The organism is Streptomyces sp. NPDC002809, assembly GCF_040295435.1.
GTDB lineage: Bacteria > Actinomycetota > Actinomycetes > Streptomycetales > Streptomycetaceae > Streptomyces.
The window spans coordinates 37,853-53,391 of the sequence record NZ_JBEOVJ010000033.1 but is presented as its reverse complement, the minus strand read 5'-3'; the positions used below and the strand labels follow the sequence as shown (position 1 = coordinate 53,391).

Annotated in this window: 12 protein-coding genes; all 12 read left to right on the top strand. The window is 71.0% G+C overall.

Translation table 11 applies throughout. The annotated features are described in order from the left end of the window. Window position 1 precedes the first annotated feature (1 nt). The 12 genes from ABT025_RS20715 (at window position 2) to ABT025_RS20660 (ending at window position 15,123) form a co-directional block, all read left to right on the top strand. Window positions 2–1,288, top strand: a complete 1,287-nt coding sequence (locus ABT025_RS20715) for a dihydroorotase (protein ID WP_350996274.1) — start codon at window positions 2–4, stop codon at window positions 1,286–1,288. Continuing rightward, window positions 1,285–1,887, top strand: coding sequence for a PH-like domain-containing protein (locus ABT025_RS20710; protein WP_350996271.1), 603 nt, complete (start codon window positions 1,285–1,287; stop codon window positions 1,885–1,887). Before ABT025_RS20715 ends, ABT025_RS20710 begins: the two co-directional genes overlap by 4 nt. Further along, the gene (gene carA, locus ABT025_RS20705) at window positions 1,884–3,026 is read left to right on the top strand and encodes a glutamine-hydrolyzing carbamoyl-phosphate synthase small subunit (RefSeq protein ID WP_350996268.1); all 1,143 of its coding nucleotides are present in this window, start codon (window positions 1,884–1,886) and stop codon (window positions 3,024–3,026) included. The genes ABT025_RS20710 and carA overlap by 4 nt, the downstream gene beginning before the upstream one ends. Then, window positions 3,019–6,327 carry a carbamoyl-phosphate synthase large subunit gene (gene carB, locus ABT025_RS20700; RefSeq protein WP_350996265.1) on the top strand — a complete coding sequence of 1,103 codons (3,309 nt, stop codon included), beginning with the start codon at window positions 3,019–3,021 and terminating at the stop codon, window positions 6,325–6,327. Before carA ends, carB begins: the two co-directional genes overlap by 8 nt. 116 nt (window positions 6,328–6,443) lie before the next feature. Then, window positions 6,444–7,553 carry a quinone-dependent dihydroorotate dehydrogenase gene (locus ABT025_RS20695; RefSeq protein ID WP_350996262.1) on the top strand — a complete coding sequence of 370 codons (1,110 nt, stop codon included), beginning with the start codon at window positions 6,444–6,446 and terminating at the stop codon, window positions 7,551–7,553. Beyond that, the gene (gene pyrF / locus ABT025_RS20690) at window positions 7,550–8,389 is read left to right on the top strand and encodes an orotidine-5'-phosphate decarboxylase (RefSeq protein ID WP_350996259.1); all 840 of its coding nucleotides are present in this window, start codon (window positions 7,550–7,552) and stop codon (window positions 8,387–8,389) included. Before ABT025_RS20695 ends, pyrF begins: the two co-directional genes overlap by 4 nt. 245 nt (window positions 8,390–8,634) lie before the next feature. Then, window positions 8,635–8,958, top strand: coding sequence for an integration host factor (locus ABT025_RS20685; protein WP_018524251.1), 324 nt, complete (start codon window positions 8,635–8,637; stop codon window positions 8,956–8,958). Window positions 8,959–8,996: 38 nt separating this feature from the next. Further along, on the top strand, window positions 8,997–9,614 hold the full coding sequence (gmk, locus tag ABT025_RS20680) for a guanylate kinase (RefSeq protein WP_350996256.1): 618 nt from the start codon (window positions 8,997–8,999) through the stop codon (window positions 9,612–9,614). 92 nt (window positions 9,615–9,706) lie between these two features. Beyond that, window positions 9,707–9,979 (top strand): DNA-directed RNA polymerase subunit omega, encoded by a 273-nt coding sequence (rpoZ, locus tag ABT025_RS20675; RefSeq protein ID WP_003970369.1) that lies wholly within the window; start codon window positions 9,707–9,709, stop codon window positions 9,977–9,979. A gap of 146 nt (window positions 9,980–10,125) precedes the next feature. Beyond that, on the top strand, window positions 10,126–11,328 hold the full coding sequence (coaBC, locus tag ABT025_RS20670) for a bifunctional phosphopantothenoylcysteine decarboxylase/phosphopantothenate--cysteine ligase CoaBC (RefSeq protein ID WP_350996253.1): 1,203 nt from the start codon (window positions 10,126–10,128) through the stop codon (window positions 11,326–11,328). Between the two features lie 239 nt (window positions 11,329–11,567). Continuing rightward, complete coding sequence (gene metK, locus ABT025_RS20665; RefSeq protein WP_350996250.1) at window positions 11,568–12,776, top strand: methionine adenosyltransferase; 1,209 nt, start codon at window positions 11,568–11,570, stop codon at window positions 12,774–12,776. A 190-nt stretch (window positions 12,777–12,966) separates the two neighbouring features. Beyond that, a complete protein-coding gene (locus ABT025_RS20660; RefSeq protein WP_350996247.1) occupies window positions 12,967–15,123 on the top strand; it encodes a primosomal protein N' in 2,157 nt (718 codons plus the stop codon). The last annotated feature ends 416 nt before the right edge of the window (window positions 15,124–15,539 follow it).

Sequence of the window (15,539 nt, the reverse complement as noted above, 5' to 3'; positions counted from 1 at the left end):
CATGAGCAAGATCCTTATCCGCGGTGCGAAGGTCCTCGGCGGCGAGCCCACGGACGTCCTCATCGACGGCGAGACCATCGCGGCGGTCGGCACCGGGCTCGACGCCGGCGACGCCACCGTGATCGAGGCGGCGGGCCAGATCCTGCTGCCCGGCCTGGTCGACCTCCACACCCACCTGCGCGAGCCCGGCCGCGAGGACTCCGAGACCGTCCTGACCGGCACCAAGGCCGCCGCTGTCGGCGGCTTCACCGCCGTGCACGCCATGGCCAACACCTTCCCGGTCGCCGACACCGCCGGAGTCGTCGAGCAGGTCTGGCGGCTCGGCAAGGAGTCCGGCTACTGCGACGTGCAGCCCATCGGCGCCGTCACCGTCGGCCTGGAGGGCAAGCAGCTCGCCGAGCTCGGCGCCATGCACGATTCGGCCGCCGGAGTGAAGGTCTTCTCCGACGACGGCAAGTGCGTCGACGACGCGGTGATCATGCGCCGCGCCCTGGAGTACGTGAAGGCGTTCGACGGGGTCGTCGCCCAGCACGCCCAGGAGCCCCGCCTCACCGAAGGCGCCCAGATGAACGAGGGCATCGTCTCGGCCGAGCTCGGCCTCGGCGGCTGGCCCGCCGTCGCCGAGGAGTCGATCATCGCCCGCGACGTGCTGCTCGCGGCCCACGTCGACTCCCGGGTCCACATCTGCCACCTGTCGACCGCCGGCTCCGTCGAGATCGTCCGCTGGGCCAAGTCCAAGGGCTGGAACGTCACCGCCGAGGTCACCCCGCACCACCTGCTCCTCACCGACGAGCTCGTACGGTCCTACAACCCGGTCTACAAGGTGAACCCGCCCCTGCGCACCGAGGCCGACGTCCTGGCCCTGCGCGAGGCCCTCGCCGACGGCACCATCGACTGCGTCGCCACCGACCACGCCCCGCACCCGCACGAGGACAAGGACTGCGAGTGGGCCGCGGCCGCCATGGGAATGGTGGGCCTGGAGACCGCGCTCTCCGTCGTCCAGCAGACGATGGTGGACACCGGTCTGCTCGACTGGGCGGGCGTCGCCGACCGCATGTCGTTCCGCCCCGCCGCCATCGGCAGGCTCGACGGACACGGCCGGCCCGTCTCGGAGGGCGAGCCCGCCAACCTCACCCTGGTCGATCCGGCATACCGTGGAGTCGTGGACCCCGCGGGCTTCGCCTCCCGCAGCCGCAACACCCCCTACGAGGGGCGCGAGCTGCCGGGCCGAGTGACCCACACCTTCCTGCGGGGCCGTGCCACGGTCGTCGACGGGAAACTCGCGTGACAACACTCAGCCCCACCCACCAGCTGTACCAACTGGCCGCCGAGCAGAAGTCGGCGGAAGTGACCGACTGGTCCGCCCGCATCAGCTGGGTGATCGGACTGCTCGTCCTCATCGCCTTCGTCTACTGGCTGATGCGCCAGGGATGGAAGTGGCGCGGCAGCCTCCAGTCCGGTCTCTCCGACCTCGCGACCACCCCGGACGGCTTCGCGGACGGCGAGAAGCTGCTCACGCTGACCGGGCGCTACCACGCCTCGACGACGGCCGGACAGTGGCTCGACCGCATCGTCGCCCACGGCCTCGGCACCCGCAGCCGCGTCGAGCTCACCCTCACGGAGCAGGGCCTCGGCGTCGTACGGCCCGGCGCGACGGACTTCTTCGTCCCCGCCGCCGACCTGCGGGACGCCCGGACCGACAAGGCACTCGCAGGCAAGGTCCTGCCCGAGGGCGGCCTGCTCGTCATCACCTGGGCGCTCGGCGACCAGCTGATCGACTCCGGGTTCCGCTCCGACCACTCGGCCGAGCACGCCGCCTGGGTCGAAGCCGTCAACGGGCTCACCAGTACTCATCTCACCAGCACTACGGAAGGCACCGCACGATGACGATCTCCACCCGGGGAGCCGCCAAAGCTCCCGCCGTACTCGTCCTGGAGGACGGCCGCGCCTTCCGCGGCCGCGCCTACGGGGCTGTGGGGGAGACCTTCGGTGAGGCGGTGTTCTCCACCGGCATGACCGGCTACCAGGAGACGCTGACCGACCCCTCGTACCACCGCCAGGTCGTCGTGATGACCGCCCCGCACGTCGGCAACACCGGTGTGAACGACGAGGACCCCGAGTCCCAGCGGATCTGGGTCGCCGGTTACGTCGTGCGCGACCCCGCCCGGGTTCCCTCCAACTGGCGCTCGCGGCGCTCGCTGGACGAGGAACTCGTGAGCCAGGGCGTCGTCGGAATCAGCGGCATCGACACCCGCGCCCTCACCCGCCACCTGCGCGAGCGCGGCGCGATGCGCGTCGGCATCTTCTCCGGCAACGCCATCGCCGACGAGGGCACGCTCATCGCCCGGGTGCGCCAGGCCCCCGAGATGAACGGCGCCGACCTCTCCGCCGAGGTCGCCACCAAGGAGACGTACGTCGTCCCCGCGATCGGCACCAAGAGGTTCACGGTCGCCGCGATCGACCTCGGCATCAAGGGCATGACCCCGCACCGGATGGCCGAGCGCGGCATCGAGGTGCACGTCCTGCCCGCCACCGCCACGCTGGAGCAGGTGTACGCGGTCGAGCCCGACGGCGTCTTCTTCTCCAACGGCCCCGGCGACCCGTCCACCGCCGATCACCCGGTCTCCGTCATGCAGGGCGTCCTGGAGCGGCAGACCCCGCTCTTCGGCATCTGCTTCGGCAACCAGATCCTGGGCCGCGCGCTCGGCTTCGGCACGTACAAGCTGAAGTACGGCCACCGCGGCATCAACCAGCCCGTGCAGGACCGCTCGACCGGCAAGGTCGAGGTCACCGCGCACAACCACGGCTTCGCCGTCGACGCCCCGCTCGACAAGGTCTCCGACACCGCCTACGGGCGCGCCGAGGTCTCCCACGTCTGCCTGAACGACCAGGTCGTCGAGGGTCTCCAGCTCCTCGACCGGCCGGCCTTCAGCGTCCAGTACCACCCCGAAGCAGCCGCCGGCCCGCACGACGCCGCGTACCTCTTCGACCGCTTCGTTTCCCTGATGGAGGGCCAGCGTGCCTAAGCGCTCCGATATCCAGTCCGTCCTGGTCATCGGCTCCGGTCCGATCGTCATCGGCCAGGCCGCCGAGTTCGACTACTCCGGCACCCAGGCCTGCCGCGTCCTCAAGGCCGAGGGCCTGCGCGTCATCCTGGTGAACTCCAACCCGGCGACGATCATGACCGACCCGGAGATCGCCGACGCCACGTACGTCGAGCCGATCACCCCCGAGTTCGTCGAGAAGATCATCGCCAAGGAGCGCCCCGACGCGCTGCTGCCGACCCTGGGCGGTCAGACCGCCCTCAACACCGCTATCTCGATGCACGAGAACGGTGTCCTGGAGAAGTACGGCGTCGAGCTCATCGGTGCCAACGTCGAGGCCATCAACAAGGGCGAGGACCGCGAGCTCTTCAAGGGCGTCGTCGAAGCCGTCAAGGCCAAGATCGGATACGGCGAGTCCGCCCGCTCCGTCATCTGCCACACCATGGACGACATCATGAAGGGCGTCGACACCCTCGGCGGCTACCCCGTCGTCGTCCGCCCCTCCTTCACCATGGGCGGCGCCGGCTCCGGCTTCGCCCACGACGAGGAGGAGCTGCGCCGCATCGCCGGACAGGGCCTCACGCTCTCCCCGACCACCGAGGTGCTCCTGGAGGAGTCCATCCTCGGCTGGAAGGAGTACGAGCTGGAGCTGATGCGCGACAAGAACGACAACGTCGTGGTCGTCTGCTCCATCGAGAACTTCGACCCGATGGGCGTCCACACGGGTGACTCGATCACCGTCGCCCCGGCGATGACGCTCACCGACCGCGAGTACCAGCGGCTGCGCGACATCGGCATCGCGATCATCCGCGAGGTCGGCGTCGACACCGGCGGCTGCAACATCCAGTTCGCCATCGACCCGGTCGACGGCCGGGTCATCGTGATCGAGATGAACCCGCGCGTCTCGCGCTCCTCGGCTCTCGCCTCCAAGGCCACCGGCTTCCCGATCGCCAAGATCGCCGCCAAGCTGGCCGTCGGCTACACGCTGGACGAGATCCCGAACGACATCACCGAGAAGACGCCGGCCTCCTTCGAGCCGACCCTCGACTACGTCGTGGTCAAGGCCCCGCGCTTCGCCTTCGAGAAGTTCCCCTCCGCCGACTCCACCCTCACCACCACCATGAAGTCGGTGGGCGAGGCCATGGCGATCGGCCGGAACTTCACCGAGGCGCTGCAGAAGGCGCTGCGCTCCCTGGAGAAGAAGGGCTCGCAGTTCGCCTTCACCGGCGAGCCCGGCGACAAGGCCGAGCTGCTGGCCGAGGCGGTCCGCCCGACCGACGGCCGGATCAACACGGTCATGCAGGCGATCCGGGCCGGCGCCACCCAGGAAGAGGTCTTCGAGTCCACGAAGATCGACCCCTGGTTCGTCGACCAGCTCTTCCTGATCAAGGAGATCGCCGACGAGCTGGCCGCCGCCGACAAGCTCGTCCCCGAGCTGCTGGCCGACGCCAAGCGGCACGGCTTCTCGGACGTCCAGATCGCCGAGATCCGCGGCCTGCGCGAGGACGTCGTCCGTGAGGTGCGTCACGCGCTCGGCATCCGCCCGGTCTACAAGACGGTCGACACCTGCGCCGCCGAGTTCGCCGCGAAGACGCCGTACTTCTACTCCTCCTACGACGAGGAGAGCGAGGTCGCGTCCCGCACCAAGCCCGCGGTGATCATCCTCGGCTCCGGCCCCAACCGCATCGGTCAGGGCATCGAGTTCGACTACTCCTGCGTCCACGCCTCCTTCGCCCTGAGCGACGCCGGCTACGAGACCGTGATGGTCAACTGCAACCCGGAGACGGTCTCCACCGACTACGACACCTCCGACCGCCTGTACTTCGAGCCGCTGACGCTCGAGGACGTGCTGGAGATCGTGCACGCGGAGTCCCTCGCGGGCCCGATCGCGGGTGTCATCGTCCAGCTCGGCGGCCAGACCCCGCTGGGCCTGGCGCAGGCGCTCAAGGACAACGGCGTGCCCGTCGTCGGCACCTCTCCGGAGGCCATCCACGCCGCCGAGGACCGCGGCGCGTTCGGCCGGGTGCTGGCCGAGGCCGGCCTGCCCGCCCCGAAGCACGGCACCGCCACCACCTTCGCCGAGGCCAAGGCCATCGCCGACGAGATCGGCTACCCCGTCCTCGTCCGCCCGTCCTACGTGCTAGGCGGCCGCGGTATGGAGATCGTGTACGACGAGACCCGGCTCTCCTCCTACATCGCCGAGTCCACCGAGATCAGCCCCACCCGGCCGGTCCTGGTCGACCGCTTCCTCGACGACGCCATCGAGATCGACGTCGACGCGCTCTACGACGGCACCGAGCTCTACCTCGGCGGCGTCATGGAGCACATCGAGGAGGCCGGCATCCACTCCGGCGACTCCGCCTGCGCGCTGCCCCCGATCACCCTCGGCGGCTACGACATCAAGCGGCTGCGGGCCTCCACCGAGGGCATCGCCAAGGGCGTCGGCGTACGCGGACTGATCAACATCCAGTTCGCGCTCTCCGGCGACATCCTCTACGTCCTCGAGGCCAACCCCCGCGCCTCCCGCACCGTCCCCTTCACCTCGAAGGCGACCGCGGTACCGCTCGCGAAGGCCGCCGCCCGCATCTCGCTGGGCGCGACCGTCGCGGAGCTGCGCGAGGAGGGGCTGCTGCCGAAGCACGGCGACGGCGGCACCCTGCCGCTCGACGCGCCGATCTCCGTCAAGGAGGCCGTCATGCCGTGGTCGCGCTTCCGCGACGTCCACGGGCGCGGCGTCGACACCGTCCTCGGCCCGGAGATGCGCTCCACCGGCGAGGTCATGGGCATCGACTCGGTCTTCGGCACGGCGTACGCCAAGTCGCAGGCCGGCGCCTACGGCCCGCTGCCCACCAAGGGCCGCGCCTTCATCTCGGTCGCCAACCGCGACAAGCGCACGATGATCTTCCCGGCCCGCGAGCTCGTCGCCCACGGCTTCGAGCTGATGGCCACGTCGGGTACCGCCGAGGTGCTCAAGCGCAACGGCATCAACGCCACCATCGTGCGCAAGCAGTCCGAGGGCGAAGGCCCGAACGGCGAGAAGACGATCGTCCAGCTCATCCACGACGGCGAGGTCGACCTCATCGTCAACACGCCCTACGGAACCGGCGGCCGGCTCGACGGCTACGAGATCCGGACCGCGGCCGTCGCCCGGTCCGTGCCGTGCCTCACGACGGTCCAGGCGCTCGCCGCGGCCGTCCAGGGCATCGACGCCCTCAACCACGGAGACGTCGGCGTACGTTCCCTCCAGGAACACGCGGAACGTCTGACGGCAGCGCGCGAATAGCGGCCGAAGAGGGGGACACCGGAAACGGTGTCCCCCTCTTCGCGAGACCACCGGTTCTCGAGACACCGGTCACGAGAACACCGACGCGCCGAGACAACACCGAGGACACACCCCCGATGTACAAGCTCTTCTTCCAGCTCGTCTTCAAGCGGATGGACCCCGAGCAGGCCCACTACCTGGCCTTCCGCTGGATCCGCCTCGCCGCCCGCACCCCCGTCCTGCGCACCTTCGTGGCCGCCGCGCTCGCCCCCCGCCACAAGGAGCTGCGCACCGAGGCCCTCGGACTGCGGATGCACGGCCCCTTCGGCCTCGCCGCGGGCTTCGACAAGAACGCGATCGCGATCGACGGCATGGCCATGCTCGGCTTCGACCATGTCGAGATCGGCACGGTGACCGGCGAGCCGCAGCCGGGGAACCCGAAGAAGCGCCTGTTCCGCCTTGTCGCCGACCGCGCGCTGATCAACCGCATGGGCTTCAACAACGAGGGTTCGGCCGCCGTGGCCGAGCGCCTGGCCGCCCGCGTGCCGGTCATCCGGACCACCGTCGGCGTCAACATCGGCAAGACCAAGGTCGTCCCCGAGGCCGAAGCGGCCGCCGACTACGTGAAGTCGACCGAGCGCCTGGCCGCGCACGCCGACTACCTCGTCGTCAACGTCTCCTCGCCCAACACCCCGGGACTGCGCAACCTCCAGGCCACCGAGTCGCTGCGCCCGCTGCTGACCGCCGTGCGCGAGGCGGCCGACCGGACCGTGACCACCCGCCGGGTCCCGCTGCTCGTCAAGATCGCCCCCGACCTCGCGGACGAGGACATCGACGCCGTCGCCGACCTCGCCGTCGAACTGGGTCTGGACGGCATCATCGCCACCAACACCACCATCGCCCGCGAGGGCCTGGGGCTGAAGTCCCCGGCCTCCCAGGTCAAGGAGACCGGCGGACTGTCCGGCGCGCCCCTCAAGGAGCGCTCCCTGGAGGTCCTGGGACGCCTGTACGGGCGCGTGGGCGACCGGATCACCCTGGTGGGCGTCGGCGGCATCGAGAACGCCGAGGACGCCTGGCAGCGCATCCTCGCAGGCGCCACGCTCGTGCAGGGCTACAGCGCCTTCATCTACGAGGGCCCGTTCTACGCCCGGGCGATCCACAAGGGCCTGGCCGCGCGCCTGGCCGCCTCCCCGTACGCGACCCTCGCCGACGCGGTCGGCGCGGAAACCCGGAAGGCCGCGAAATGACCCAGGAACCGTTCGGCGCCCGTCTGCGCCATGCCATGGACACCCGTGGGCCGCTCTGCGTCGGCATCGACCCGCACGCGTCCCTGCTGAGCTCCTGGGGGCTGGGTGACGACATCGCGGGCCTGGAGCGCTTCACCCGTACGGTCGTCGAGGCACTGGCGGACCGGGTCGCGGTGCTCAAGCCGCAGTCCGCGTTCTTCGAGAGGTTCGGCTCGCGCGGCGTCGCCGTGCTGGAGAAGGCCGTCGAGGAGGCCAGGGCGGCGGGCGCGCTGGTCCTGATGGACGCGAAGCGCGGCGACATCGGTTCCACCATGGGCGCCTACGCCGCGACCTACCTGGACAAGGACTCGCCGCTGTTCTCGGACGCGGTCACCGTCTCGCCGTACCTCGGCTTCGGCTCGCTGCGGCCGGCGCTCGACGCCGCGGCGGTCTCCGGCTCCGGCGTCTTCGTGCTGGCCCTCACCTCCAACCCGGAGGGCGCCGAGGTGCAGCGCGCCACCGCGGCCGACGGCCGTTCGCTGGCCCAGGTGATGCTCGACCACATGGCCGCCGAGAACGCGGGGGTCACCCCGCTCGGCTCGGTCGGCGCGGTGGTCGGGGCGACGCTCGGCGACGCGGGTGCGAACCTCGCGATCAACGGCCCGCTGCTCGCGCCCGGCATCGGCGCCCAGGGCGCCACGCCCGCGGATCTTCCCGGTGTCTTCGGCGACGCGGTCGGCAATGTGGTGCCCAGCGTCAGCCGGGGCGTGCTGCGCCACGGTCCGGACGCGTCAGGGCTGCGCGAAGCCGCCGAACGGTTCGCGGACGAGGTCCGCGCGGCCGTCTCGGACGGCTGACACTGTCACGTAACAGGCTGTTGACGGAATCCTGACCAAAAAACTCAGGTGTTATGCCAGGAATGTCCTGGTCGGCTAAGGCTGACCAGGACTTTTCGTCTGTTCTCGCTGACTCCGGCGGCCTTGGCCGCTAGTCTCCGTCGAGAGCCAACGAGCACAGGTTGTTCGCGGCTCACCAGGTGAGGGGCGATCCCGTTGCCTCACCGGTCCGTATCCGACAGATCGACATCCGAGGTGACGTAGGCGTGGCTCTTCCGCCCCTTACCCCTGAACAGCGCGCAGCCGCGCTCGAAAAGGCCGCCGCGGCTCGCCGGGAGCGGGCCGAGGTCAAGAATCGACTCAAGCACTCCGGCGCCTCCCTCCATGAGGTCATCAAGTCGGGACAGGAGAACGACGTCATCGGCAAGATGAAGGTCTCCGCCCTGCTGGAGTCCCTGCCCGGCGTGGGCAAGGTCCGCGCCAAGCAGATCATGGAGCGGCTCGGCATCTCCGAGAGCCGCCGGGTCCGGGGTCTCGGCTCCAACCAGATCGCATCCCTGGAGCGTGAGTTCGGCGGCAGCGCCGCCTGACGTTCTCAGGCACTCCTGAGAACCTGGATAATCGCTCCATGGTTGCAACATCCCGGGGGACGTCCCCCGTACCCCCGGACGTACGTCCGCGGCTGACCGTGCTCTCCGGCCCCTCGGGGGTCGGCAAGAGCACGGTCGTCGCGCATATGCGCAAGGTTCACCCCGAGGTCTGGCTCTCGGTGTCGGCGACGACCCGCAAGCCGCGCCCCGGCGAACGCAACGGCGTTCACTACTTCTTCGTGGACAACGAGGAGTTCGACAAGCTGATCGCCAACGGTGAGCTGCTGGAGTGGGCCGAGTTCGCCGGCAACCGCTACGGCACGCCGCGCCGCGCCGTGCAGGAGCGGCTGGAGAACGGTGAGCCGGTGCTGCTGGAGATCGACCTCCAGGGTGCCCGGCTGGTCCGGCAGTCCATGGCGGACGCCCAGCTGGTCTTCCTCGCCCCGCCGAGCTGGGACGAGCTGGTGCGCCGGCTCACCGGGCGCGGCACCGAGGCGCCCGAGGTCATCGAGCGCCGTCTCGCCGCGGCGAAGGTCGAACTGGCCTCCGAATCCGAGTTCGATACGACGCTCGTCAACACCTCCGTCGAGGATGTGGCGCGTGAGCTGCTAGCCTTGATGCTGGAGGCTTCCGGCCACCGTGCCGGCGGCGAATGAGCACCATGACCGCACCGACACGGGGGCACCGGCCACAAAGCCCCTGACTGTCAAAGATTTCTTTGATCTTCACCCCCTTCGGAAGGCAGAGAGTGTCCTCTTCCATCACCACGCCCGAGGGCATCATCAACCCGCCGATTGATGAGCTCCTCGAAGCAACCGACTCGAAGTACAGCCTCGTGATCTACGCCGCCAAGCGCGCGCGTCAGATCAACGCGTACTACTCGCAGCTCGGTGAGGGACTCCTCGAGTACGTCGGTCCGCTCGTCGACACCCACGTCCACGAGAAGCCGCTCTCGATCGCGCTCCGCGAGATCAACGCGGGCCTGCTCACCTCCGAGGCCATCGAGGGCCCCGCGCAGTAAGCAGGAGAACGCACCTTCATCACAGGCCCGGCGGTCATGACCGCCGGGCCTGTGATGTGTCCCGGGGCGACGGGCCCGTGCCCACGACGGTGAGGCAGCATGGGGGGCGTACGGAGCGCGTACGTATCCGAGTGCGGGGAGACGCAGTGGACAAGCCGAAGGTCGTTCTGGGGGTCAGCGGGGGCATCGCCGCGTACAAGGCGTGCGAGCTGCTGCGCCGGCTGACCGAGTCCGGACATGACGTACGGGTCGTCCCGACCGAGTCGTCGCTGCACTTCGTGGGCGCCGCCACCTGGTCGGCGCTCTCCGGCCATCCGGTCTCCACCGAGGTCTGGAACGACGTCCACGAGGTCCCGCACGTGCGGATCGGACAGCACGCCGACCTCGTCGTCGTCGCCCCCGCCACCGCCGACATGCTCGCCAGGGCGGCCCACGGCCTGGCCGACGACCTGCTCACCAACACCCTGCTGACCGCGCGCTGTCCGGTCGTCTTCGCGCCCGCCATGCACACCGAGATGTGGGAACACCCGGCCACCCAGGAGAACGTCGCCACCCTGCGCCGCAGGGGCGCCGTCGTCATCGAGCCGGCCGTCGGGCGTCTCACCGGCGTCGACACCGGCAAGGGCAGGCTGCCGGATCCGGGGGAGATCTTCGAGGTCTGCCGCCGAGTCCTGGCCCGCGGCCCCGTCGCCCCCGACCTCGCCGGACGGCACGTGGTGATCAGCGCGGGCGGCACCCGTGAACCGCTCGACCCGGTCCGCTACCTCGGCAACCGTTCCTCCGGCAAGCAGGGGTACGCGCTCGCCCGCACCGCCGTCGCCCGCGGCGCCCGGGTCACACTCGTCGAGGCCAACACCGGTCTGCCCGATCCGTCCGGCGCCGACATCGTCCGTGTGGGCACCGCGGTGCAGCTGCGCGAAGCCGTACTGAAGGCGGCGGCGGACGCCGACGTCGTGGTGATGGCGGCGGCGGTCGCCGACTTCCGCCCGGCTCAGTACGTGACGGGGAAGATCAAGAAGAAGGACGGCCAGGAGCCCGCCCCCCTCGCCCTCGTCCGCAATCCCGACATCCTCGCCGAGGTGGCAGCCCACCGCGCCGCACCGGGACAGGTCGTCGTCGGATTCGCCGCCGAGACCGACAACGTCCTCGCCAACGGCCGGGAGAAGCTGCGCCGCAAGGGCTGCGACCTGCTGGTGGTCAACGAGGTGGGGGAGCGCAAGACCTTCGGCTCGGAGGAGAACGAGGCGGTGGTTCTCGCGGCCGACGGGAGCGAGACCCCGGTGCCCCACGGCCCCAAGGAAGCGCTCGCCGACACGGTCTGGGACCTCGTGTCGGCGCGTCTCGGGTGAATTTCCCGTGTCGCCGCCCCGATGGCCGATCCCTTGCAATACGGGCATGAACGGCCCTCTCGGGCGGCCCCCGGAGGGCGCCGGGCGGCGGTGCTGCATGTCACAGATCTCCCAAAGGGCGAGACATGTTGTCCGACAGCCGGAGCCGACCGATAAACTGGTCGAGGTTCGTACCGGGCGCAGCTCCCGGGCCGACCGCCAATGATCAGCCAGCAGCCGCTGCAACCCCAGGGAGCGATGTGTCCCGCCGTCTCTTCACCTCGGAGTCAGTCACCGAGGGTCACCCCGACAAGATCGCTGACCAGATCAGCGACACCATTCTCGATGCACTTCTGCGCGAGGACCCGACGTCGCGCGTCGCCGTCGAGACCTTGATCACCACCGGTCTGGTGCATGTTGCGGGTGAGGTCACGACCAAGGCCTACGCCGACATCCCGACACTGGTCCGTAACCGGATCCTGGAGATCGGCTACGACTCCTCGAAGAAGGGCTTCGACGGCGCCTCCTGCGGTGTCTCGGTGTCCATCGGCGCACAGTCGCCCGACATCGCACAGGGCGTCGACACCGCGTACGAGAAGCGCGTCGAAGGCGACGAGGACGAGCTCGACAAGCAGGGCGCCGGCGACCAGGGCCTCATGTTCGGCTACGCCTGCGACGAGACGCCCGAGCTCATGCCGCTGCCGATCCACGTCGCACACCGGCTCTCGCGCCGGCTGTCCGAGGTCCGCAAGAACGGGACGATCCCGTACCTGCGCCCCGACGGCAAGACCCAGGTCACCATCGAGTACGACGGCGACAAGGCCGTCCGTCTCGACACCGTCGTCGTCTCCTCGCAGCACGCGAGCGACATCGACCTCGACTCGCTGCTCGCTCCCGACATCCGCGAGTTCGTCGTCGAGCACGTGTTGAACCAGCTCATCGAGGACGGCATCAAGCTCGACACCGACGGCTACCGCCTGCTGGTCAACCCGACCGGTCGTTTCGAGATCGGCGGCCCGATGGGCGACGCCGGCCTGACCGGTCGCAAGATCATCATCGACACGTACGGCGGCATGGCCCGTCACGGCGGCGGTGCCTTCTCGGGCAAGGACCCGTCGAAGGTGGACCGCTCGGCCGCGTACGCGATGCGCTGGGTCGCCAAGAACGTCGTCGCGGCGGGCCTCGCCGCCCGGTGCGAGGTGCAGGTCGCGTACGCGATCGGCAAGGCCGAGCCGGTCGGCCTCTTCGTCGAGACCTTCGGCACCGCCGCGGTCGAGACCGAGAAGATCGAGCACGCCATCGGTGAGGTCTTCGACCTCCGCCCGGCCGCGATCATCCGTGATCTCGACCTGCTGCGCCCGATCTACGCCCAGACCGCTGCGTACGGCCACTTCGGCCGCGAGCTTCCCGACTTCACGTGGGAGCGCACCGATCGCGTGGACGCGCTGCGCAAGGCCGCGGGCCTGTAGGCCTGCCGGCCGCCCTCTTGGGGGCGTCGTACGTACGCCGGAGCCCGGATGCCTTCACGGTGTCCGGGCTCCGGCGCGTCTGTGTCCGGGCGGGCCGGAGCGTCCGGACTGCCCGGACAGGACCGGCCGTGCGGCGGCCCCGGGTGATCGGCGGCCTCGGCTGTCAGTGGCGTCTGGTAGGAATTTGGCTGTGAGCAGCGACGACAAGCGGTCCGACGAGCCCGATGCCGGGGAACCGGAGCAGCTTGCGCTGATCCGGGAGACCGTGCGCCGGGCCAAGGTGCCGCGCGCCAAACCGCGGACCTGGCGCGGGGCCGCGCTCGCCAAGGAGCTTCCCGTCGCCCGCGTGCTGGTCAACAAGGGCGTACTCCACCTCGACCAGTACTTCGACTACGCCGTGCCCGAGGAGCTCGACGCCGAGGCGCAGCCCGGCGTGCGGGTGCGGGTGCGATTCGGGGCCGGGGGACGCAACGTCCGGGGAGGGCGCCGCGAGGGCGGCGGGCTCATCGACGGATTCCTGGTCGAGCGGCTGGCCGAGTCCGACTACAGCGGGGCGCTGGCCGCGCTCGCCTCCGTCGTATCGCCCGAACCTGTCCTCGGTCCGGAGCTGCTCTCACTCGCGCGCGCCGTCGCCGACAGGTACGCGGGCAGCCTCGCCGATGTCCTTCAGCTCGCGGTGCCGCCGAGGAACGCCCGGGCGGAGGCCAAACCGTCGCCGGAGCCGCTGCCGCCACCCCCGCCGCCGTCACCCGGCACCTGGGAGCGGTACGCGCAGGGCCCCGCCTTCCTGTCCGCGCTGGCCGACGGGGGAGCGCCGCGGGCGGTGTGGACCGCGCTGCCGGGACCCCACTGGCCCCAGGAGATCGCCGCCGCCGTCGCCGCGACCCTCGCTTCGGGACGCGGCGCGCTGGTCGTCGTCCCCGACGGGCGGACCGCGGGGCGCGTCGACGCCGCCCTGACCGGACTGCTCGGCGAGGGCCGCCACGCAACTCTGACGGCCGGTTCGGGGCCCGAGAAACGGTACCGGGAGTGGCTCGCCGTGAGCCGCGGAGCCGTCCGGGCGGTCGTCGGGACCCGGGCCGCGATGTTCGCCCCCGTCGCCGACCTCGGCCTGGTCGCGATCTGGGACGACGGGGACTCCAGCCACAGCGACGACAACGCCCCCTTCCCGCACGTCCGCGAGGTCCTGGAGCTGCGGGCCGCGCACGGCCGGTGCGCCTTCCTGCTCGGCGGGACGAGCTGCACCGTGGAGGCCGCGCAGCTGGTCGAGAGCGGCTGGGCGCTGCCGCTGCGCGCGGACCGGGAACAGCTGCGGATCGCGGCGCCCCTGGTCCGCACCGTCGGCGACGGCGAACTCGCGCGGGACGGCGCCGCCCGGACCGCCCGGCTGCCGAGCCTCGCCTGGCAGACCGTGCGCGACGGGCTCCGCACGGGACCGGTGCTGGTGCAGGTGCCGCGCCGTGGCTACGCCCCGCGGCTGGCCTGTGAGCGCTGCCGGGAGCCCGCGCGGTGCCGGCACTGTGCCGGGCCGCTGGAGGCGCCCGACCAGCAGGACCTGAACTGCGCATGGTGCGGGAAGGCCGAGACCTCCTGGCACTGCGTCGCCTGCGGCTCCCGCCGGCTGCGCGCACAGATCGTCGGTGCCCGCCGGACCGCGGAGGAGCTCGGCCGGGCCTTCCCCGCCGTGCCGGTACGCACCTCGGGCCGTGACCACATCCTGGACTCGGTGCCGGACCAGCCCGCGCTGGTGGTCAGCACCCCGGGCGCCGAGCCGGTCGCCGACGGCGGGTACGCGGCGGCGTTGCTGCTGGACGGCTGGGCGATGGTCGGCCGCCCCGACCTGCGGGCCGGTGAGGAGGCGCTCCGCCGGTGGACGGCCGCCGCCGCGCTGGTACGGGGGCAGCCGGAGGGCGGAACGGTGGTGATCGTCGCCGAGCCGACGCTGCGGCCCGTGCAGGCCCTGGTGCGCTGGGACCCGGTCGGCCACGCCCGGCGTGAACTCGCGGAGCGGGCCGAGCTGGGCTTTCCGCCGGTGTCCCGGATGGCGTCGGTGACCGGGACACCGGAGGCGCTCGCCGGGTTCCTGGCGGCCGCGGAGCTGCCGCCTGACGCCCAGGTGCTCGGTCCGGTGCCGGTGGCGGGCAGCGAGCCCGGACGGCCCCGCCGCTCCTCCGACGCCCCTGTGGGCGAGACCTGGGAGCGGGCCCTGGTCAGGGTGCCACCGGGCAGCGGGGCGGCGCTGGCGGCCGCACTGAAGGGGGCACAGGCCGCGCGGATGTCCCGGGGCGGTGCGGGCGGTGCGGGCGGTGCGGTGCGGATCCGGGTGGACCCGCCTGACATCGGGTGACGGCGTTGGTGCGCCGGTCCCTTGGCCGGGGGTTCCGTCCTCAATCGCCGGACGGGCTTGGTGGTCCGGGTGCTCCGCGTTGTGGCTGCGCTGTGGCTCCGGTGGGTGGGGGTCCGGTGCCCCTCCGGGGCGTCTCCTCAAACGACGAACGTTCCGCGGGTACGTGATGGACCCGGGTATCTGTTCGTCGTCCTGCGGGGACTCCCCTGCACGGCCCCGGACCCGGCCGTCCTGCGTCTGTAACAGTCATCAGAGCCGGTGTGCAGACGCACGTGAGAGTGGGTGGGGGCGTGCAGGGGGGTCCACGCAGGAAATGGCGTACGACCCGGGTCCCTCACGGACCCGGGTGAACACGCCATTTTTGAGGAGACACCCCGGAGGGACCCCACCCCCACCCACGGTGGTGACGCACCCCG